The sequence below is a fragment of the Desulfotomaculum defluvii genome, from assembly GCF_054657375.1.
In genome coordinates this window covers 576658-599089 of sequence record NZ_BAAHYV010000007.1, presented here as the reverse complement: position 1 = coordinate 599089, position 22432 = coordinate 576658, and the positions used below count along the sequence as shown (strand labels likewise).

The following is a 22432-nucleotide window of genomic DNA, read 5'->3' as shown; positions in this document are numbered from 1 at the left end:
TTCTACTTTCTACTTTTTACTTTCAACTTTCTAACTGCTGTTAAAAATAAGGAGGAGGTGAGTAACACTTGTCCCAACATCATTGTGATTGTGGTTGTGGTTGTGGCTGTTCTGGCTTAATTAGCCTTGAGGAAGCTTTGACCATGCAGCAGGCCAAGGTCAAGGAATTGCACACTGATTATTTAAATGCCAGCTTAGTGACTCTCTTAAGCTTGATTAACTTTGATACCCCCTTTGTATCAGCCCAGGGTGTATCAGTATATGATGAATGCGGTAATGAGTATTTGGATTTTTTAGGCGCCTATGGTGCCTTAAATCTAGGGCATAATCATCCTCACATCATGGAGGCCTTGGATAAAGTTCAATCCCTGCCAAATTTACTTCAATGCTCTATAAATGGCCTCGCGGCTGCCTTGGCGAAAAATTTATCCCATCTGACTCCTGGCAATCTGAAGCGTAGTTTTTTTTGTAACAGTGGAGCAGAAGCAGTAGAAGGTGCTTTAAAATTAGCCAGAATTGTCACAGGCAAGCCAAAGTTTGTCTATTGTAATAATTCTTTTCACGGTAAGACCTTTGGTGCATTATCCGTAACTGGCAGAGAAAAGTACCAAGCCCCCTTCCGTCCGTTATTGAATCCCTCAGTAGGAGTTCCCTTTGGTGACCTAGATTCTCTCCAGGAGCAGCTTAGGGAGAATGATGTGGCGGCCTTTATAGTAGAACCAATCCAAGGTGAAGGAGGCATCATAGAACCCCCTAAGGGTTATTTAACCCAAGCTAAAAAGCTTTGCGCCCATTATGATGCTCTTCTCATTGCTGATGAAGTCCAAACTGGCTTTGGTCGCACCGGAACATTCTTCGCCTGTGAAACAGAAAATTTGCAACCGGATATTCTGTGTCTGGCCAAATCCCTGGGTGGTGGCATAATGCCCATGGGTGCCTATATAACCACCGATGAAATTTGGCGTAGTGCCTATGGAACAATGGAAAAAGCCCTACTTCACACTTCAACCTTTGGCGGCAATACTACGGCTTGTGCAGTGGCACTGAAAACAATTGAATTAATTCAAAGCCAAAACCTCTGCCAAGAAACCCAGGAAAAGGGGTCTTATCTCATTACCCACCTAAACAATCTCAAGAAAAAATACCCCTTGCTGAAGGATGTGCGGGGGCGTGGCTTAATGGTGGGTTTGGAATTTCAACAACCAGAAAAAAGTTCGGGTAAGTTTTCCCTCAGGTTTACCAGGAATGTTGTGAATAAATTAGCCCAAGAATATATGGGTAGTCTAGTGGCAGGAGAATTATTCAATAAACACAGAATCATTACTGCCTATACCTTGAATAATCCTAATGTTATCCGCATTGAACCACCCCTAATTGTAACCTATGAGCAACTTGATCGTTTTCTCAATGCTTTAGAAAGTGTTTTATCCAGCCACACAGGCTTTCTAAGCATGGTCGGTTCAGGTACCAAAAGTATCTTGGCTAAAATGAGAAATTAACCCTAATTAGATTGACAATCCCCTTTGCAAACGCAGCAGTCAGCCCTAGTTGCCCTCAGCCTTAAGCCGTCAGTCCTCAGCTTTTTTGCATGCTTGACTAGGGAGCTTTGGTGCTAGGTGGTCAGAGTTTTGTCCCAGTGCCATTGGGGGTAAGTGGGGATACTATCTAGTAAATTCAATGACTTTTATCGTTCTCCCAAAAGTCAAAGGCCTTTGGCTAATTCCAAAGTCATAAAGCTAACTCAACAAGCTGATGGCTGATGGCTAATTTTCTACTAACTTCTGCGAATAATATGTCAAATATGGTAAGATAAAGAGAAAACATGTGGAGGAGCACTTATGATTAATCCCTTTGGTAAACCTATTGAACAATTAGAAGAAGTAGATCTGGCTAAGTTAATCGAGGCAGAAACTTCCGAAGGACTTTATGTTGAGTATAAAGAAGATTTTCCCACACATTTAGCCAAGATTGTGGCCAGCTTTGCCAATACCTTTGGTGGTTGGATTATCATTGGTGCAGATGCGCGCAATCCACGCAACGTACCCACATCTTTTCCTGGCATTGAAATAAACAATGACCCTAAGGATCGTTTTAGAAATATTTGCCGTGATACCATAACGCCAGTACCTTTGTTCGAATCAAAACTAATATTAAAATCCTCTAATCCCTCTCGGGGAATTTTAGTGGTTCGTATTCCAGAGAGTTCCTATCCGCCCCATATTATCCGGGACGGGCGAATCTATCGGAGAAATATGGAAGGCTCCGACCCAGTTGGAGAAACAGACCGCCATATCCTTGATCGTCTATTCGAAAAAAGCCGCCACAATAAAATCGAAGTAAAGGCCTTTATCAACCGCAAACTCCAAAAGAGCCCGGGGCAAGATGTATTGTTTAAAGTTATGTGCTGTCCCGTTCCCCTTAATTTAAAACTTATAGATCCTTTTTTTGTACCAGAACGGTTATCTCGCTTTAAGAAAATGGCTCGCAATATTTGGAGGGGAACTCTGCCAAAAAATATTCGTTTTGAACCTGAGGGTTTTGCCTTTGAGGGAGATAAGCAACGTTTAGAAATTCTGCGTTCCGGTGTAGTTTGTTATTTCACACCAATACCAACCTACACAAAAACCATTGACCGGGAATTGGAACCAAGACAATTGGAGTTTTTGAAGTATCAGTCACTCCAGATTGCCCTGCTACGCACTATAAAATTAGCTAGAGAGGTTTACCGTTTTACTGGCTACATGGGTTTATTTGTTCTCAAAGTAGCCTTAGAGAATGTTAATGGGAAAGGATTGGATGACCCAAAATTTTTTAACTTCTATAAAATCTTTCCTGACCCGCAGTGTAGCTATTCAGATGTCATTTTGCCCTACGGCTTTAATCCAAAGGAAGCTAAATCCATGGAAAATCCCCGCCACGTAGCTGATCCCCTTTTGGGCTATATATACCGTTGCTTCGGTTTTGAGGCACTAGACACCCACTCTATAACTCGGTCCGAATTAGCTAGATAGCTTTTAGCTTTTCGACTCAAGGGGACGGTTCTTCTGAGTCTCCAGTCCCTTGAGTCTAGGTTATATAGCTAAAGACTCAGAAGAACCGTCCCCTTGAGTCTGTTATAGCTAAAGACTCAGAAGAACCGTCCCCTTGAGTCTGTTACTCGGTCCGAATTGGCTAGATAGCTTTTAGCTTTTAGCTTTACTATTGCTAACAGCTAATGGCTAATAGCAAAAAATGGAAGTGAGATCAAAGTCTCCCACTCCCCTCCCTTGGGCTAACAATTCTATTCTCCGGCCAAACGTGCTGCCCGTTCCCTAACTTCATACATAACTCTATCTTCATCAATTGTTAAAACAACTCTATCTTGCATAACAATTTTACCGTCAATGATTACTGTTCTTACGTCTGATGAGTTCGCAGCATAGGCAATATTTGCCACCAGATTATGCTGCGGGCACATGTGGGGTTCCTGAGTGTCTAGCAAGATTAGGTCACCCCTCATACCTTCCTTGATTAAACCGACCCTGTCGCCTAACCCCATACAAAGGGCTCCATCTATTGTAGCCATCTGCAAGCTACGATAGGCTGGTAGTACTTCAGAATTCATAGTGCTGACCTTCTGCAGGTATGAGCCAGCCCTTAATTCCTCCAGCATATCCAGGTTGTTATTGCTGGCGGTACCGTCTGTACCAATCCCAACAGTTGCACCTAATTCAATTAATCTTGCCACCGGAGCTATGCCACTGGCAAGTTTCATATTGCTCTGAGGATTATAGGCAATACCCATAGCCTTTTGGGCTAAGATACCCATTTCCTCCTCATCCAAATGAACACAATGGGCCGCTAGCACTGGAAACTTAAATAATCCCAGATGATCCAGATGTTTTACAGGTGTCTTGCCATATTGCTTTTTAATGTCTGCTACCTCTGACAAAGTTTCTGCCACATGGATGTTAATGCCCAGTTTATGCTTAGCAGCTAAATTCATTACTTTGTCTAGATATTCGGGTGGACAAGTATAAGGTGCATGGGGGCCCAGCATGACAGTGATCCTGCCATCTGCTTTGCCATTCCAATTCTTGGCAAGCTCTTCAGCATCAAGTAAGGCTTTATCAGCATTAGGTGTAATACCAATCATGCCACGGGATAACATGGCCCTCATGCCTGTTTGCTCCACTGCTCTGGCAACATCATGCATACTATCATACATATCACCAAAACAGGTGGTACCGGACTTAATCATTTCCAAACAAGCTAACATGGCACCCCAATAAATATCTTCACCAGTCATTTTTGCCTCAAAGGGCCATATTTTTTCCGCTAGCCAAGTCATCAAGGGAAGATCATCAGCATATCCTCTAAGTAAAGTCATGGAAGCATGGGTATGACAGTTAATAAAACCAGGCATCACCACTTGACCATCAGCTTCTATAATCTCATCCATATCAAAGGAACCAGATGCCGAGCCTGGTAGACCCACATGGGTGATCCAGCCGTCCTCAATTAATATCTCTCCGGTGTCAATAATGGCGTCTGGACCCTCCATTGTTAGAATTGTCGCACCACGGACAAGTAGTCTATTCAAAATTCATCTCTCCTAAAACTGCTCCCCTTAGGGGTGCTCTCTATTTTTTAGGCTGGCCATAGGAACCACGATAAAGCTGGCTTAGCACAAATACATCTTGATCTGGTAAAATAACTGGTTTTCCTAAGGTCTTAGCCCAGGCATAGATCCTCGCACACTTTTCTACCACTTGGCAGACCGTAAAGGCTTCTTCAACCCTCCGGCCAACACCAACCAGGCCGTGATTGGCCATTAATACCGCATAGCGGTTCCCTAAGGCTGCAACTACATTTTGAGCCAGTTTTTCTGTTCCAGGTAATGCATAACCGGCCACTTCAACTGACCCTCCTACTAACATTGCTGCGTCCTCCACCACTGGTTCAATTGGTTCCCTTACAACACTAAAGGCTGTGGCCACTTCGCTGTGAGTGTGGACGATCCCAGATATATCATCTCTGTTACGATAAATTGCCAGGTGTAGTGGTGCCTCACTGGATGGCTTGCGAGTTCCTTCGACAACGCCACCGTCAAGATCCAACAGGACCATATCTGAGGGCTGAATGTTATTATAATCCATGCCACTGGGTGTTATCACCACTAAATTCTCCCCGTTGATGCGACAAGAGATATTACCCCAGGTTCCAGCAACCAACCCAGACTCCAGCATTTTTTTACCTAGCTGTGCTACTGTCTGTTTTACTTGCTCAATTTTCTTCTTCATTTATCACTCCTACCTAGGTGGCATGATTCCACTCATTAATATAGGCCACTTGCTCAGGTGATAGTGTATCAATAGTTACACCCAAAGATTTTAGTTTTAGATTTGCCACCCGATCATCAATTTCTTTAGGTACCACATAGACGTCTTTGGATAAGTTTTTAGCATTTTCCAATATATAGCGAGCACTTAAAGCTTGAAGTGCAAAGGACATATCCATAATCTCAGCAGGATGTCCATCTCCCGCAGCTAGGTTAACCAATCGCCCTTCTGCTAACAGATATATTTTACGACCATCCTTCATGGAAAACTCCTCAATATCCTTCCTAACAACTCTGCGTGAGGTGGATAAAGCTACCAAGTCGGGTTTATTAACTTCAACATCAAAGTGACCAGCATTGCAGAGGATAGCTCCATCTTTCATAAGTTCATAATGCTTACCTGTAAATACATCCTTGCACCCTGTGACAGTAACAAATACATCGCCTAATTTGGCAGCTTCCATACTATTCATAGGATGGAACCCATCCATATATGCTTCAATGGCTTTAACAGGGTCTACCTCGGTAACGATAACCTTTGCCCCCATGCCCTTTGCCCGCATAGCGATACCCTTGCCGCACCAACCGTAGCCTGCTACCACTACAGTTTTACCTGCAATAATAAGGTTTGTGGTTCGCATAATACCTGACCAGACAGATTCTCCTGTACCGTAACGGTTATCAAAAAGATACTTACAATAAGCATCATTTACCGCAATCATTGGGAATTTTAATTCACCTTGTTTGGCCAGTGAACGCAGCCTTAATACTCCAGTGGTAGTTTCCTCACACCCACCAATAACCCGGGAAGCTGCTTCTGCTTTCTTTGTATGAAGTAATTGAACAACATCACCGCCATCATCTATAACAATATCTGGTTGGTCATCGATTAGATGCAATAGATGATCTTCATATTCTTCATCTGTAGCATTATACCAAGAATAAACGTTTATACCTCCCACTGCCAAGGCTGCAGCAACATCATCCTGGGTGGATAAGGGATTGGAACCAGCAATGGATACCTTTGCACCACCAGCCTTTAATACCTCTGCCAAATAGGCAGTCTTGGCTTCAAGATGAATACATACTGCTACCCGATAACCTTTAAATGGTTGCTCTTTTTCAAACTGAGATCTAATTTCATTTAGTACTGGCATATGCTGGCTAACCCAGTCAATCTTTAGCCTTCCCGAAGGAGCCAGGTTAATATCTCTCACAATGTACTCTGGCATGCTAGTCCTCCTGCTTTTTATTACATATTTTAGCTAAGTTCTCTGTATAAGGGGGTAAAACAACACCCTTCTCAGTAATAATTGCTTGAACCAGTGAATTTGGTGTAACATCAAAGGCAGGATTCCAGACCTGTACTCCATCTGGAGCCATGGGCTGCCCACCATGATGGGTAACTTCTTTGGGATCCCTTTCCTCAATAGGAATTTTCTCTCCAGTAGAGAGAGTCATATCTATGGTGGATAAGGGTGCCGCCACGTAAAAAGGTATGTTATGGTGATTTGCCAGTACAGCCACACCGTAGGTACCAATCTTGTTTGCCACATCCCCGTTGGCGGTAATCCGATCTGCTCCCACAACAACACAGTCAATCATTTTTTTTGACATTAAGTAACCAGCCATATTGTCAGTAATAAGTGTAACCGGGATGCCTTCCTGTACCATTTCCCATGAAGTAAGTCTTGCACCCTGTAAGAGAGGCCTTGTCTCATCAGCATAAACACTGACCTTTTTCCCCTTTTCATGGGCAGCACGTATTACCCCCAAGGCCGTACCGTAACCAGCCGTTGCTAAAGCACCAGCATTACAGTGGGTAAGTACTCTGGCTCCTTCAGGCAATAGCTCTTGACCGTATTCTCCCATACTCCGGTTGCTTTCCACATCCTCATTATAGATGGCATGGGCTTCTTCCAGCATAATTTTTTTCAATTCTACTATGTTTTGCTCCGTTGCAGTGGTTAACCGCATCATCATTCTATCCAAGGCCCAACGAAGATTTACCGCTGTGGGTCTAGTGGCACCTAGTTCTCCGGCAATGGCTTCTAGTTTTTCTAAAAAATTCTTTCGGTCACTGGCTTCTATCTGTTGAGCTCCTACCACCAAACCGTAGGCCGCAGCTGCTCCAATGGCTGGTGCTCCACGAACTGATAATCGCTTAATAGCTTCTCCAACCGTACGATAATCATTACAATCTATATACTCGATGGTACCGGGTAGTTTAGTCTGATCCAGCAACCTTAGCTTGTTATTCTCCCAGACAATTGCATTCAATGTGTGATCACTCCTTGTTCAGCTTTTCCAATGCCTCCTGACACAAACAGCTCCTTTCAGCATCGATTAAGCTGATTGCCTTCATAGCAAGTTTTTTGAGATTCTCGGCATTCTCAGCCATTACTTCCAGTACTTCCCGATGGGTTAATTTGGTTGGAGAAATACCTGCTGCATAGTTTGTTACCATAGAAATATTGGCATAGCACATCTCCTTCTCCCTGGCCAATACAACCTCTGGTACACTGGTCATACCCACCAGATCTCCTCCCAGCAGCTTATACATTTTAATTTCTGCTGGGGTTTCAAAACGTGGTCCTTCACAGGTAACATAGGTTCCGTACTGATGATAAGTTAACCCTAACTCCTCACCTGCCGCTGCTAATACTTTACGTAATTCAGGACAGTAGGGATCAGTCATATCAATATGCACAACACCTTGCTTCCCACCTTCAAAAAAGGTGTTTTTGCGCACTTTAGTGAAGTCCAAAAACTGATCTGAAAAAACAAAATGTCCTGGTGCCATATTTTTATTCAAGGAACCCACTGCCGCAGTAGCAAAAATACTTTTAACACCCAGTTCCTTAAGGGCTGCAATATTAGCTCGATAGTTTACCAGGTGAGGTGGCACAGAATGTCCTGCCCCATGTCGGTTTAAAAAAGCAACAGATTTGCCTTGGTAGTCCCCTATTTTCAAATCAACTTCCCCATAGGGAGTAGCTACTTTTTCGTCCCTAATATTATCTAAAATCTTAGGGTCATAAACGCCTGTTCCACCAATAATAGCTATTCGAACGCTCATTTATAGAATCTCCCTTTCTAAAATGTTCTTAGGTTAGAATGGTATATACAAACGTGAAATATTCTCCTTACTGGGTATGTTTTCCTCCAATTTTAATTGATTTTTCCAGTCTGGTCAATAAACGAGCCGTCGGCCGTTAGCTTTTAGCCATTAGCCTTTAGCTTACTAATAGTTTCCCTAAAGTGACTGGTTTGAATTTAATATCCGCCTAGGCAAAAACCTCATTATTTCAAGAGATGACACAGATGTACAACACAAGACCCCTAAGCAAAGCATTCCTAAAAGCTAATGGCTAAAAATTCAAAAAGCACCCCAGAGGGATGCTTTTTGAATTTTTAGCCATTAACGTTTTTAAAGGTTTGACAACAGGTATCATCGACACTGTTGGCAGGTGTTTGTGAAAGATTGTGCATGTTAGCGTCAGGTTTAATACCACCGCCTTGACCATCATTTTGTACAATGATCTGTTGTGCAGTGCAAAGGTTTCCTTCTGTGTAATATTTGCAGTTGGAAACTGTGCATGTTACATCTGGCATAAAAATCCCTCCTCTTTTATTTCAAGGATAGGATTTGCAATTATTGAGAAACTATTCGTCGTCCTTTGATTTGCCGTAAAGAGCATCGATAAAATCCTTTGGATCAAAGGGACGCAAATCATCCATTCGTTCACCAATACCAATGAGCTTAACTGGAATAGCCATTTCAGTTACAATGGAGGTTACCACACCGCCCTTAGCTGTGCCATCTAATTTGGTTAAAGCAATCCCAGTGACATTAACTGCCTCACTAAATATTTTAGCCTGATTCAAAGCATTTTGTCCGGTAGTGGCATCCAATATTAACAATACCTCATGGGGTGCTCCGGGCAGTTCCCGGGTAATTATCTTATGTACTTTTCTTAATTCATCCATAAGATTACTCTTATTATGCAGACGACCGGCAGTGTCCACCAATAGAATGTCTACTTTACGAGAGCGAGCAGCATGCACAGCATCATAGGCTACGGCACCGGGATCGGAACCTTCCTGATGTTTGATAATGTCCACCCCTACTCGTTCGGCCCAAATCTCAAGCTGGTCAATGGCAGCAGCTCGGAAAGTATCCCCGGCAGCCAGCATAACTTTCTTGCCCTGTTCTTTAAAATTATGTGCCATTTTACCAATGGTAGTGGTTTTGCCTACACCATTCACCCCTACCACCATGATAACAGTAGGACCCTCAGGATTTAGCTGAATAGGTGTTATTTTTTCACCCATTAAGTAAGCCAATTCCTCTTGGAAAATATCCTTTAAACGGGATGCCTCCTGTACATTTCTGGCTTTTACACCTTTCCGGACCCGTTCTACCAGCTTCATAGTTGTATTAACGCCAACATCTGCTTGAATTAAAATCTCTTCTAATTCTTCATACAGCTCCTCATCAATACCCTTTCGACCCGTAACAACCTGATCAATTTTTTCAATAAAGCCTTGACGGGTTTTGCTTAAGCTCTCTTTTAATCTGTTAAAAAAACCCACTCTGTAAAACCTCCAGTTCAAACCTCAATATTTTGCCAAAGGCCTGTCCCTAATATAATGCCTATTAATTGACAATGTCAACCTCACCCTGAACCGGACTTAGAGATCACCTAGGCCAACCTCTTCTTGCCATTTACCTCTTCCAAGGACATAGAAAGTAATCTAGTTACGCCATTTTCGTCCATTGTTACTCCATAAAGAGACTGTGCCTTTTCCATGGTCCCCTTGCGGTGACTAATAACAATAAATTGAACTTCATCCGATGTACGGGAAAGGTACTCTGCAAACCGATGTACATTGGCTTCATCCAGCGATGCTTCAATCTCATCCAGTACACAAAAAGGACTAGGTTTATATTTTAATATAGCAAAAAGTAAAGCAATGGCTGTTAATGCCCTCTCTCCGCCGGAAAGTAAGGATAGACTTTGGTTTTTCTTCCCAGGCGGACGTGCAGTAATTTCTATACCACAGGTCAAGGTATCCCCCTCGGTGAGAGACATTAAAGCCTCACCGCCGCCAAATAATTGTTCAAAAACCCTTGAAAAATTTAGATTTATTATCTTAAAGGCTGCTGTAAATTGACTTGACATTAGCCTATTAAGTTCCTCAATTAATTGATCCAGTGAATTTTTACTTTCTTCTAAATCATTCCTTTGCTCCTCAAGAAAACGATACCTTTTCATAACCTCGTGGTATTCTGTTTCTGCCCCGGTGTTAACTGGACCCATCTCAGCCATCCGGGCCTTAAGCTCTTGTAATTCGCAACGGGCTTGTTTTTTAACTGCAGCAGGTTCAACATTAATTTGAGCTAGATCACTTATATCATGTTCCATTAGCCTTGACTTTAATAGTTCTATTTCTGTTTGAATCCGAGCCTGCTGAAGTTCTAAGGAGTGGGCCTTCTGACTAAGCTGCAGCCATAATTCTTGTTTCTCCCGCAAGTTTATTGTCAATTCCTGCACAAGGGTACTTGCTGTATCTTGCAGAGACTGTTTAGCCTTAAGCTTTTCCGTCATTTTCAAGTGTTCATTTTGTGAATACTCTATATCAATAAGCACCTGTGCTAACTGCTGTTCCAACTGCTCATTTTTAACCGTTAAGCTTTGCCGAAGTTCTTTAGATCTGACAATTGACATCGTTCTTTCTTCAATCTCTTTTTCTAAACGGTAAATAATCTTTTCTACCCCAAGCATTTCCTGACGCAATTCAGCCAGTCGTACTTTTTCCTGATTTACCATAGTTTCCAACTCAGTCTTTTGGTTTCTGGCCTTGGCAAGTTCTTCTTGAGTCAAATTAATCTTCTCTTGAAGCTGTTCCAGTTCCGTTTCTAGACCGGACAGTTTTCTTGTGGCTTCCTTTTCCGACTGCAACCATTGTTTCATTTCTTGTTCTATGTTGTGTATTTGATATTGGCTTTCCTGGCGGCGTTCCTTAGTTCTAGACATTTCTTCCTTGGTTTTGCTTAAATCCATTTCAGCTGCTTGTATATCCAGACCCAAAATTATAAGTTTCTGTTGGAAACTTTTATTTCTTTCTAAACATTGCTGTTGAAGTTGTTGTTGTTCCGAAAGCTTCTTAGTTAAATCCTGTACCAGTAGATGTAGTTCCTGAACAACCTTGGCAAGTTCGTCTCTCTCGCGGCGTGTATGTAACATACCTCCTGCATTACGTACTGTCCCACCTCCAGATAATGACCCACCGGGATTGAATAGCTCACCTGTAAGGGTTACAATACGGAGTCTTTGCTGCATTTGTCTGGCAACTTCAATGGCATTACTTAGCGTATCTACCACAATCAGTCTTCCCAATAGTAGATCAACCACTTGCCGATACTTAGCATCTACTTTAATTAGGTTGGCTGCCAATCCAATAACACCTGGTAACCCCAGTGCCTTTTTCTCCCAATCACCGGGAGGGGTAGGACGTAACGAATCCAGTGGTAAAAAGGTTACCCTACCCAGATTTTGTCTCTTTAAATATTCGATAGCTTCCTTAGCTTGGCGTGAGGTTTCTGTTACTAGGTTTTGCAATGCCCCTCCCAGTGCAGCTTCCATAGCAGTCTCAAACCCCTTAGGTACCTTAATCAAGTCTGCTACTGCTCCGCAAATACCAAGCAAACTACTATTATTCTGTTTGGTTACCTTTAATAATTCACGAACTGGTTTCATAAAACCGCTGTGGGAGTTAAGATTTTCTTCCAGCACTTTGAGACGTGAGTGCTTTGCAACCATTTCTTCCTTAGATGAAGATAATTTAGCTTGTTCCTGGGATAATAACTGGTTCAGGTTTAACAGTTCCCCTTCTGAGTCCTGTATTTTTTTCTCCACCTGCTGACGCTCGAAACATAGATTTTCAACCCTCTTGCTAGCGGCTTGAATTAAAGACCCCAGAGATTGTTCTTTTTCACTTACCTCTCGGGACACTTTATTCAAGTGTTCCAAGCGATGACCTAATTGACCTCTCCGATCCATCGCCTGGTTTTGGAGATTTCGTTGGTTGGCAACCTTATTTAACTGTTCAATTAAGTCTGTGTTTAAATTTTGGAACAATTCCTGGTTAACCAACACCTGTTGATTCAGCTTTTCTAACAAATGATCATATTCAGTGTTTTTTTGAACATCAATATTCTCTTTAATCTGTTTAACCTTTGCCTTTTCAGCAACCAGTTCCTGTTTTAGCCTTTGCAATAAATCAGTTGATTCCTTGAGTTCCTTTTCCACCCTTTGTTGTTCAGCGGTATTATGATTTATTTGTTGATTTATTAATTCATATTTATTATTTAATCGATCATTGTTACTGGCTAACTGGATTAGTTGTTCTTTTAAAGAATTTATATCTATTTCTATTTTATGGAGCTCAGACTTAGCCATTTCAAGATCCCTTTCAATGGCCGGTCTTTCATCCTTATATTCATGCTTAAGTTTTTCCAGTTGGCTTGCTAAATCCTTCTCTTTAGCTGTTAAATCTTCCCAATCCCTCTTATACAAAGATAATTCCAAATCCCAAGCTTGCTTGTATAAAGCTTTATATTCCCTGGCCATTTCTGCTTGCTCTGCCAGGGGATCGATACGTCCTGCCAATTCATTAATAATATCTGAAACCCGATTAAGATCTTGCTGGGCTGCAGATAATTTTCGTAAGGCTTCTTCTTTGCGTCGACGGTGCTTCACAATGCCCGCAGCTTCTTCAATAATTGAGCGCCTTTCCTCGGGTCTACTGCTCAAAATTTCATCTACTTTACCTTGCCCAATAAGAGAGTAGGCCCCGCGACCTAAACCAGTATCCATAAACAATGCATGGATATCTTTAAGTCTGCAGGGCACCTTATTAATCAAATACTCACTTTCACCAGAACGATATAAGCGTCGGGTAACAGATACTTCCTCATAGGGCAAGGAGAACATTTTGGCGGTGTTGTCTAAAGTTAGAGTTACTTCTGCCAAACCAATGGGTTTTCTCTTGTGACTGCCGGCAAAAATAACATCCTCCATCCGGCCTCCCCTTAGTGAAGATGCTCGTTGTTCACCAAGACACCAGCTAATGGCATCTGAAATATTACTTTTGCCACTGCCATTAGGACCAACAACAACTGATAGACCCGGGTGAAACTCTAACTTTACACGATCACCGAAGGACTTAAAACCCTGAATATCCAATCTTTTTAAAACCAATACGCCTGCCCCCCTGTTGCCTGTTTCTTTATCGGGCGGGTCCAGTTATTGAAGAACTGGATTTTTTTATCTCATCAAGATGCTGAAAAGCATCTCTAGCTGCATGCTGTTCTGCCTCTTTTTTGGAATGACCACTACCCTTGCCGATTATTCTACCTCGATAAATAACACCAGCTGTAAAGGTTTTATCGTGGTCTGGGCCGCTTTCATCCATAATCGTATAGGTCAAGGGCTCAGGGGATGTTTGTTGTAGAATTTCTTGCAATTCCGTCTTGTAATCCCTATCCAACCTTCCGGCTACAACATCCTCTATGATAGAACTGAGGTAATTCAAAACAAAATCCTTTGAGACATCCAACCCCTGGTCTAGATAAATTGCACCCAACAATGCTTCAAAGGCATCTGCTAAGATGGATGGCCGCTCCCTGCCACCGGAACGTTCTTCACCGCGCCCCATGCGCAGGCAACGCCCCAAATCCAATCCTCGGGCAACTTTAGCCAATGATGGCTCGCAAACTGAGGCAGCCCTCATTTTAGTTAATTCGCCCTCAGTTCTATCGGGGAACAGTTTATATAAATGCTCGCTAATAATTAGTTCTAACACTGCATCCCCTAAAAATTCTAGTCTTTGATTATGGCACAAACCATGTCCTCTACTTTCATGAACACAAGAACTATGAGTCAGTGCCTGTATCAATAAAGTGGGACTATGCCATTTAAACCCCAGTCTTGTTTTAAGTCGATTGGTATGCTCGTCCTGTCTAGACAAAATGGATCACCAACGATCTAAAGATTAAACTTTTTAAAGGCTAATGTAACGTTATGACCACCAAACCCAAAGGAGTTCGAAAGTGCGACATCTACATTCATTTCCCGGGCTTTGTTAGGAACAAAATCCAGGTCACAGGCTGGGTCAGGGTTCTCTAAGTTAATAGTAGGGGGTACTAGATTATTATTTATAGTAAGTACTGATGCAATTCCTTCAATGGCTCCAGCTGCGCCAAGCATATGACCAGTCATGGATTTGGTTGAGCTAACCACCAGCTTATAGGCATGTTCACCAAATACCTTTTTAATAGCTCCCACTTCTGCTACATCCCCCACAGGTGTGGATGTACCATGGGCATTAATATACTGTACGGACTCAGGTTTTAGCCCTGCATCCTCCAAGGCCATCTGCATAGCCATAGTAGCACCGGAACCTTCCGGATCTGGGGCTGTAATATGATATGCATCACAGGTACTACCATAACCGACAATCTCAGCATAGATCTGGGCTCCCCGTTTTTGGGCATGCTCTAGGGTTTCCAGTACCATCATGGCAGCACCTTCCCCCATAACAAAGCCATCCCTGTTTACATCAAAGGGTCTGCTAGCCTGTTCTGGTTGTTCATTATTGGTAGACATAGCCTTAGCAGAACAAAAACCTGCCACAGCCAATGGCGTAATGGGTGCTTCAGTTCCCCCGGTAATAACAACCTCTGCATTGCCCCTCTGAATGAGTTTAAAGGCATCACCAATAGCATTACCACTGGAAGCACAGGCAGTAATGGTTGTAATGTTTGGTCCCTTAAAACCAAATTTAATGGCAATCTGACCTGCGGCCATGTTTGCAATCATCATAGGTATTAAGAAAGGGCTAATCCTACTTGGCCCCCGATTAATCAGCACCTTGCATTGTTCCTCAAAGGTTTCCATGCCACCAATACCAGACCCAATGATAACACCCGTACGATCCTTATCTAAAGTATCAAGATCAAGGCCTGCATCCTTTATGGCCATTGCTGCAGATACAACTGCATATTGGGAAAACTTGTCCATACGACGGGCCTCTTTTTTCTCTAAATACTGGGAGTAATCAAAATCCTTTACCTCACCCGCAATTTGGGTGGAATAGTCGGTCGGGTCGAACCTGGTGATTTTGGCAATTCCAGAAACCCCTGAAGTTAGAGCAGTCCAGAAATTGTCTAGTCCGGTGCCTACAGGAGAGATTACTCCCATCCCGGTTACAACAACCCGCTTTAACAAAATAACTTCCTCCTTACATTGTTAGAAAAATTTAATTTCTTTATACAATTTTTTGAATCGCCCACTCTTTACAATAACAGTAAAATATTACAGTCACAAACCAGTGACATAGATATGCGTTGGGCCATGGGCCGTGTGCCATGGGCCATGAGCTAAATACCTTTAATAATAACATGTACAAATAGCCCAAGGCCCATGGCTCATGGCTCAAGGCAATACTTTACGATAGTGGAAAAAAGCCCCGGCTTTTCTACCGGGACTTTTACCAAAACTACTGGCGGTCCTGGATAAATTTTACAGCATCACCTACAGTGCGAATCTTTTCTGCCTCTTCATCAGGAATCTCAATACCAAACTCTTCTTCTAAGGCCATGACTAACTCAACAATATCAAGAGAATCAGCACCCAGATCATCCACAAAAGAAGCTTCCATTTTCACATCATCTTCCTCAACACCCAGTTGATCTACAATAATTGCCTTAATCTTATCAAACATAAATTCACCCCCCTCCGGGAAATTAAATCTTTATTACATAATAATGAATATCGAGGCAAAAAATGCCACGACAGTTATATTGCAATTCCTCCGTCAACGCCAATTACCTGCCCAGTAATATAGCTGCAGAAATCACTGGCTAAGAAGGCAACCATGCTTGCCACATCCTCTGATTTTCCCAAACGGTTTAAAGCAACGGCTGATGTCAATTTTTCTCTGGCCTCTGAAGTTAAATGTTCGGTCATTTCGGTCATAATAAAACCCGGTGCCACAGCATTTACAGTAATATTACGAGGCCCAAGTTCTTTAGCCATTGATTTGGTAAGGCCAATTAAGCCAGCCTTAGCTGCAGAATAGTTTGCCTGGCCAGCGTTGCCATAAAGACCAACCACCGAAGAAATGTTAATAATTCGACCATAGCGAGCCTTTACCATAGGTTTGGCCACTGCTTTAATGGTATTAAAGGCAGATTTAAGATTCACTGATAAAACGCTATCCCAATCTTCTTCCTTCATGCGAAGGATTAAGTTATCCCTGGTTATGCCAGCATTATTAACTAATATATCTACTTTACCAAACTCGTTAAGAGCTGCATTAACCATTTCCTGCACCTGTTGAGTGTTTGCTACGTCTGCCTGATATACCAAGGCCCGTCGTCCCAACTGGCGAATGGCAGCAGCAGTTTCTTCAGCTGCATCAGCCCTTCCCGCATAGTTTACAACAATATCAGCCTGGGCACCAGCCAATGCCAGGGCAATAGCTTTGCCAATTCCACGGGACGCTCCGGTGACAATGGCAACTTTACCATTCAGAAACATTTTAGCCAACCTCCTTGAACAGTGCAAGGACTTTTTCCAAGCTTGCCAAATCTTCTATGTTACTGGTACGCATACCTTTATTTATTTTCTTAACTAAACCGCACAATACTTTACCCGGTCCTAATTCAACCAAGGTACTAATACCCTCTGCAGTCATCCTTTGCACACTGTCTTCCCAAAGGACTGCTCCAGATATCTGTTTTATTAAAGAATCTTTAATCTCATTTGCGTTTCTTACATAATCAGCATTGAAATTGGCTATGACAGGGATTTTGGGATCAAGGACATCAATTTGTGCTAATACCTCGGATAATCTTTCACCAGCCGGACGCATTAGGCTGGAATGAAAAGGGCCACTTACTGCCAATTCAATGGCTCTCTTTGCTCCAGCTACACGGCACAGTTCCATAGCTCGCTGTAAAGCAACCTTATCTCCAGCGATGACTATTTGACCTGGACAATTAAAGTTTACCGGTTCCACCACTCCGTTGGCTGAAGCCTCCTGACAACAAGTAATCACCTTTTGTCTATCCAACCCCAGGATTGCTGCCATACCGCCGGACCCCACAGGGGCAGCCTCTTGCATGAACTTTCCTCTTTGTCGCACAACCTTGATGGCATCTGAAAACTGCAGGGAACCTGCTGCCACCAATGCAGAGTATTCGCCAAGACTATGACCTGCCACCACAGTAGGAACTAAGCCACATTCCTGATTCAAAACCCGTAACGATGCAACACTATTAGCCAATAGGGCAGGTTGCGTATTTACCGTACTGTTTAGCTCTTCCGCTGGCCCCTCAAAACACAATTTGGTTAAATCATATCCCAGTGCATCGTTTGCTTCTTCCAAGGTTTCGCGAAACACCGAAAAATCATCATACAACTCCCTACCCATACCCACATATTGGGAACCCTGGCCAGGGAATACAAATGCCGTATTAGACATTTCTAAAACTCCCCTCTGGCTATTCGCCCTATTACTTGCTCGGCACCACCAACAATGTCCTGAATGATATCTGCAGCCGGCTCAATTTTCTTTACCATAGCAGAAATTTGTCCAGCCATTACTGACCCTTGCTGAATATCCCCATCTACCATCGCCATTCTTAGCCTGCCAACACCCAGTTTCTCCAACTCCTCCAGGGAAGCACCTTGGCGTTCCCTTTCTTCAAAGTGTCTGGTTAGCTTATTACGGACAACCCGAACAGGATGGCCTGTGGTACGGCCAGTCACAACTGTTTCACGGTCTTTAGCTTTTATAATAATTTCTTTAACATTATTGTGGATGGTACATTCGGAAGCACACATGAAGCGGGTCCCCATCTGGATTCCCTGTGCACCCAGAGCCAAGGCAGCTACTAAGCCTCTACCATCAAAAAAGCCCCCTGCTGCAATAACCGGAATATCTACGGCATCCACCACCTGAGGTACCAAGGGCATGGTATGTAATTCTCCAATATGTCCCCCAGACTCTCCACCCTCAGCAATTAGAGCATCCACACCAGCCCTAGCCATACGTTGGGCAAGGGCCACAGAGGCAACAACAGGTATGACTTTGGTACCAATTTCTTTTAAGGCAGGTACATATTTGCCAGGGTTTCCCGCACCGGTAGTAACTACTGGAACTCTTTCTTTAATAATTAACTGCATGTTTTGATCCGTAAAAGGAGACATGAGCATGATATTAACCCCAAAGGGTTTATTTGTTAGACTTTTGGCCTTTTGTATCTGTTCCTCAAGCCATTCAGTTGGCGCATGTCCCGACCCAATGATTCCCAGACCCCCAGCTTCGGAAACAGCTGCAGCCAGTTCTGCGGTGGAGACCCAAGCCATACCGCCTTGTAAAATAGGGTACTTGATTCCCAGTAAGTTACATAATCTAGTGCTTATCTTCATGTACTATCCCTACCTTTCTCTCCACTTCAATACAACTCCACCGGAAGTTAAGCCAGCCCCAAAGGCCACCATTACTATGTTATCCCCAGCTTTTACCCGGCCAGATTCCACAGCCTCTGCCAAAGCAATGGGAATAGAAGCAGAAGAGGTATTACCGTAGCGATCTAAATTTACTACAACTTTATCCATGGACAGACCTAATTTTTTAGCGGCATGTTCGATAATCCTGTTATTTGCTTGATGTGGAATTAATAGATCTATATCACTTAATTCTAAATTAGCCGCCTTGACAAGCTTTAGTGACTCTTCTTCCATAACCCTAACTGCATAGCGAAAAACTTCTTTTCCATTCATATGTACATAATGAAGCTTTTTCTCAACAGTTACGGGATCAGCAGGCATCTTAGAACCACCTGCTGGTATATACAGGTGTTGCCAACCTGACCCTTCGGCACTTAAATTTGTGGCCAGTACCCCTTCGTTAGCATTTACCTGGCCTACCACAACAGCACCAGCTCCATCACCAAATAGGACGCAAGTGTTGCGATCTTCCCAATTGACTACCTTAGACAAATTTTCTGCACCAATAACAAGAATATGCTTCATGGCTCCAGTGGCAATGAATTGAGTGGCGATGGTTAAACCGTAAATAAAACCAGTGCATCCTGCTTCCAAATCAAAGGCACCTGCCTTAGATGCACCCAGTCCCTGTTGAACCAGACAGGCCCCTGCGGGTATAATCATATCCTTAGAGCACGTAGTCAAGATAATAAGATCTAATTCCTCAGGCCCTATACCGGCATTTTCCAGTGCTTTGCGAGAGGCCAGTAGGGCTAAATCTGAGGTTGACATTTCTGGTTCAGCAATTCTTCGTTCCCTTATGCCAGTGCGTGACTTTATCCATTGGTCGGTGGTATCTACTGTCTCTTCTAATTCTTTATTAGTAAGTATCCGTTCAGGTAGAAAACTACCTACTCCTAGGATGCCAGCCTGAATCAGGTGGTTGGGCATATTACTCTTCTACCCCCTTATCATTTTCCAAACTCTTTTTGATGGCCGGAATCAGTCCCTGTTCTACTGTCTCCTTAGCCACACACAAAGCATTCTTAATGGCTCGGGCCTTAGAACTACCGTGACAAATTACCGAAACACCATTAACACCTAGAAGTGGTGCACCGCCATATTCAGCATAATCCATGCGACGTTTAAAACCGCCCATCATATGCATAATACGTTCAATTCCAATAACATCTTCAAGTCTGCCCAATTCTTGTTGAAACATCCCTAAAAGACTCATGGCCAATCCCTCAGCAGACTTTAAAATAACATTTCCTACAAACCCGTCACAAACAGCGACATCACTATTGCCTAGAAATAAATCTCGGCCTTCCACATTACCAACAAAGTTAATATTAGTTTCCTTTAATTGCTGATACGCAGCTAAAGTCAATTCATTACCTTTTGTTTCTTCGGACCCAATATTTACCAAGCCGACCTTAGGTTCATGAAGCCCCAAAACCTTTTCTGCGTAAAGAGAACCCATAATTGCAAACTGTTTTAGATGCTGAGGACGACAATCTACATTGGCTCCTGCATCCAACAGTACCAATACTCCTTTGGCAGTTGGCAGTAGTGTACTGATGGCCGGGCGATCGACACCGGTGATACGGCCTAGGATTAGTAAAGAAGAAGCCATTTGCGCACCAGTGCTGCCTGCAGATACAAGGGCATCGGCGGCACCTTCCTTGACCATTTTTGTTGCCAATACAATGGAAGAATTTTTCTTTTTACGTAGGGCACTGACGGGATGTTCACTCATACCTATCACTTCAGGTGCATGAACAACGGAAATAAGACCTTCTACAAAATTTCCAGACAGTTCCCTTTCAATTTTCTCCTGATCTCCAACTAATATTATCTGAACACCTAATTCCTGGGCTGCATCTCTAGCGCCCCGAACAATTTCCATCGGCGCATGATCGCCACCCATTGCATCTAATGCAATTCTTATCACTGGTTCCCCTCCTCTTCCAGGGCAAAAACTGTAAATATACCTTCTAAGACCACCGTATCTCCCACACGGGATACAACCCTGACTGTAGCTTTATTTCCCTTTTGACTGCTGACTTCCGCCTGGCAGATCACTAAATCACCTGATTTAACTTGATGCTTAAATCGTACCCTTACTGCACCAGTTAATACGATCTCAGCATCAATAATGGCAACAGCCAAAGAATTTGCTTGGGCAAATAAGTGATGGCCCCTTGCTACCAAATTTTTCCTCAAGGTCATTTCTGACGTAATCTTTAATAGAGATACGCCAAAACTACCAACTTTGATATCCAGTAGATCACCGACTAGTTCATCACTTCCTAGGGAACGGACCGGATTATTGGCCTGTAAAGCCGTTTTCATCCGTTCTCTTAGCTCAGGAATATTTAATTCAGATCTGTCCAACCGTATGGTTTGAATACTTACACCAAACATACCTGCCAATTCTTCATCTTTGAGCAAGGGGTTGTTTTGAAGATACTCGGTCAATCTTTTTTGCCTAAAATTTTTACTGCTACCTTTTCTAGACATAATACCACCACAATATAATTAGTACCTGGTACTAATTATAACCAGATCCTGTATCAATTGCAAACCATTTCTCTCAATTTTTCCTTAAAATGTAAGTTTTAAATCCTAGAATGAAAAAACCCCTTCTCCTATGGAGAAAGGGTGCATTTTCGCATTATTTATTGGCTGCAATAACTTCGCGATTCTTGTAGTAACCACATTCAGGGCAGAGATGATGCGGTTGAATTAATGCATGGCACTGCGGGCATGCTACTAGGCTGGGGGCTTCTAACTTCATGTTCATAGCCCGGCGCTGTCTTCCCCGGTGCTTAGCAAGTTTCCTTTTTGGAACACCCATTTTCTTACACCCCCTTCAAATAATTAAACCTTATTATTGTAATTTCTTAAGCACAGCCAACCTTGGGTCTATGGCTTTATTTTCGCAGTCACACTGCTTTATATTTAGGTTGCACCCACACCCTTGGCATAAACCACGGCATTCAGGTGAACAAACCAATCGCATGGGTATTTCCATTAACAGAGACTTAACCACTTCTGGTTCAATATTTAAAACGTTCCCATCAAACTCGATCAATTCATCATCAGGATTCTGTAAATCTTTTGTTTTGCCGTAGATTTCATTTAAAATACTATGTAACTCTATTTGAAAAGGTTCTAGACATCTTACACAGCAAGTAGAAACTACCGCCTTGGCCTCTCCCTTTAACAAAAAGGTGTCGTTCCTGTTGACGATTTCTCCAAACGCCTCCACAGGTCCTACAAAGGTAAATTCTTGACCACTTAAGGTAACCTTATCAATTTCCTTTTTGACATCAAAGCTAATTCTATCGCCTGATGCATTCCGAATTTTTAAAATATTAATATTCACTTGTTCGCAAGTCACCTCAATTAACAAAACTCATTATATAAAGTGGCTAATTATTTGTCAAGGAAAATTACTGTATAATGGCAAACTGCTTTAAGCATTTGGTCTAAAGTTAAGAATTTCCATTTATATATAATTAAAGGACTCTAAACAAAAGTT

Annotated in this window: 21 protein-coding genes; 2 read left to right on the top strand and 19 right to left on the bottom strand. The window is 42.7% G+C overall.

Annotated elements, in window-relative coordinates; genetic code table 11:
• Positions 1-143: 143 nt before the first annotated feature.
• Together ACYQ03_RS10010 and ACYQ03_RS10005 are read left to right on the top strand one after the other, a co-directional pair.
• Complete coding sequence (locus tag ACYQ03_RS10010; protein ID WP_459910793.1) at positions 144-1499, top strand: aspartate aminotransferase family protein; 1356 nt, start codon at positions 144-146, stop codon at positions 1497-1499.
• 339 nt (positions 1500-1838) lie between these two features.
• Positions 1839-3011, top strand: coding sequence for an AlbA family DNA-binding domain-containing protein (locus ACYQ03_RS10005; protein WP_459909652.1), 1173 nt, complete (start codon positions 1839-1841; stop codon positions 3009-3011).
• 269 nt (positions 3012-3280) lie between these two features.
• On the opposite strand, the gene ACYQ03_RS10000 is transcribed toward ACYQ03_RS10005, so the two are convergent.
• The 19 genes from ACYQ03_RS10000 to ACYQ03_RS09910 all read right to left on the bottom strand — a co-directional run bounded on the left by ACYQ03_RS10000 (position 3281) and on the right by ACYQ03_RS09910 (position 22276).
• Positions 3281-4582, bottom strand: a complete 1302-nt coding sequence (locus ACYQ03_RS10000; protein WP_459909650.1) for an amidohydrolase — start codon at positions 4580-4582, stop codon at positions 3281-3283.
• A 40-nt stretch (positions 4583-4622) separates the two neighbouring features.
• Complete coding sequence (locus ACYQ03_RS09995) at positions 4623-5282, bottom strand: class II aldolase/adducin family protein (RefSeq protein ID WP_459909648.1); 660 nt, start codon at positions 5280-5282, stop codon at positions 4623-4625.
• Positions 5283-5295: 13 nt separating this feature from the next.
• On the bottom strand, positions 5296-6552 hold the full coding sequence (locus ACYQ03_RS09990; RefSeq protein ID WP_459909646.1) for an adenosylhomocysteinase: 1257 nt from the start codon (positions 6550-6552) through the stop codon (positions 5296-5298).
• A gap of 1 nt (position 6553) precedes the next feature.
• Complete coding sequence (gene mtnA / locus ACYQ03_RS09985) at positions 6554-7600, bottom strand: S-methyl-5-thioribose-1-phosphate isomerase (RefSeq protein WP_459909644.1); 1047 nt, start codon at positions 7598-7600, stop codon at positions 6554-6556.
• A gap of 7 nt (positions 7601-7607) precedes the next feature.
• A complete protein-coding gene (mtnP, locus tag ACYQ03_RS09980; protein WP_459909642.1) occupies positions 7608-8399 on the bottom strand; it encodes an S-methyl-5'-thioadenosine phosphorylase in 792 nt (263 codons plus the stop codon).
• A gap of 335 nt (positions 8400-8734) precedes the next feature.
• Positions 8735-8935 carry a DUF1540 domain-containing protein gene (locus tag ACYQ03_RS09975; RefSeq protein ID WP_459909640.1) on the bottom strand — a complete coding sequence of 67 codons (201 nt, stop codon included), beginning with the start codon at positions 8933-8935 and terminating at the stop codon, positions 8735-8737.
• Between the two features lie 51 nt (positions 8936-8986).
• Positions 8987-9916, bottom strand: coding sequence for a signal recognition particle-docking protein FtsY (gene ftsY, locus ACYQ03_RS09970; protein ID WP_459909638.1), 930 nt, complete (start codon positions 9914-9916; stop codon positions 8987-8989).
• A gap of 110 nt (positions 9917-10026) precedes the next feature.
• Positions 10027-13587 carry a chromosome segregation protein SMC gene (smc, locus tag ACYQ03_RS09965; RefSeq protein WP_459909636.1) on the bottom strand — a complete coding sequence of 1187 codons (3561 nt, stop codon included), beginning with the start codon at positions 13585-13587 and terminating at the stop codon, positions 10027-10029.
• Positions 13588-13615: 28 nt separating this feature from the next.
• A complete protein-coding gene (gene rnc, locus ACYQ03_RS09960) occupies positions 13616-14356 on the bottom strand; it encodes a ribonuclease III (RefSeq protein ID WP_459909634.1) in 741 nt (246 codons plus the stop codon).
• A gap of 17 nt (positions 14357-14373) precedes the next feature.
• Positions 14374-15615, bottom strand: a complete 1242-nt coding sequence (gene fabF, locus ACYQ03_RS09955; protein ID WP_459909632.1) for a beta-ketoacyl-ACP synthase II — start codon at positions 15613-15615, stop codon at positions 14374-14376.
• A gap of 271 nt (positions 15616-15886) precedes the next feature.
• The gene (gene acpP, locus ACYQ03_RS09950; RefSeq protein ID WP_459909630.1) at positions 15887-16111 is read right to left on the bottom strand and encodes an acyl carrier protein; all 225 of its coding nucleotides are present in this window, start codon (positions 16109-16111) and stop codon (positions 15887-15889) included.
• Positions 16112-16185: 74 nt separating this feature from the next.
• Positions 16186-16929 carry a 3-oxoacyl-[acyl-carrier-protein] reductase gene (gene fabG, locus ACYQ03_RS09945; RefSeq protein WP_459909628.1) on the bottom strand — a complete coding sequence of 248 codons (744 nt, stop codon included), beginning with the start codon at positions 16927-16929 and terminating at the stop codon, positions 16186-16188.
• Between the two features lies 1 nt (position 16930).
• Positions 16931-17875 carry an ACP S-malonyltransferase gene (gene fabD, locus ACYQ03_RS09940; RefSeq protein ID WP_459909627.1) on the bottom strand — a complete coding sequence of 315 codons (945 nt, stop codon included), beginning with the start codon at positions 17873-17875 and terminating at the stop codon, positions 16931-16933.
• Positions 17876-17877: 2 nt separating this feature from the next.
• A complete protein-coding gene (gene fabK / locus ACYQ03_RS09935) occupies positions 17878-18825 on the bottom strand; it encodes an enoyl-[acyl-carrier-protein] reductase FabK (protein WP_459909625.1) in 948 nt (315 codons plus the stop codon).
• Positions 18826-18834: 9 nt separating this feature from the next.
• Positions 18835-19836, bottom strand: a complete 1002-nt coding sequence (locus ACYQ03_RS09930; RefSeq protein WP_459909623.1) for a beta-ketoacyl-ACP synthase III — start codon at positions 19834-19836, stop codon at positions 18835-18837.
• A gap of 1 nt (position 19837) precedes the next feature.
• Entirely contained in the window at positions 19838-20836 is a 999-nt protein-coding gene (gene plsX / locus ACYQ03_RS09925; protein WP_459910792.1) for a phosphate acyltransferase PlsX, read from the bottom strand.
• Positions 20836-21408, bottom strand: coding sequence for a transcription factor FapR (gene fapR / locus ACYQ03_RS09920; protein WP_459909621.1), 573 nt, complete (start codon positions 21406-21408; stop codon positions 20836-20838). The genes plsX and fapR overlap by 1 nt, the downstream gene beginning before the upstream one ends.
• A 154-nt stretch (positions 21409-21562) precedes the next feature.
• The gene (rpmF, locus tag ACYQ03_RS09915; RefSeq protein WP_011878401.1) at positions 21563-21745 is read right to left on the bottom strand and encodes a 50S ribosomal protein L32; all 183 of its coding nucleotides are present in this window, start codon (positions 21743-21745) and stop codon (positions 21563-21565) included.
• A 33-nt stretch (positions 21746-21778) separates the two neighbouring features.
• Entirely contained in the window at positions 21779-22276 is a 498-nt protein-coding gene (locus ACYQ03_RS09910) for a YceD family protein (RefSeq protein ID WP_459909619.1), read from the bottom strand.
• Positions 22277-22432: the final 156 nt, after the last annotated feature.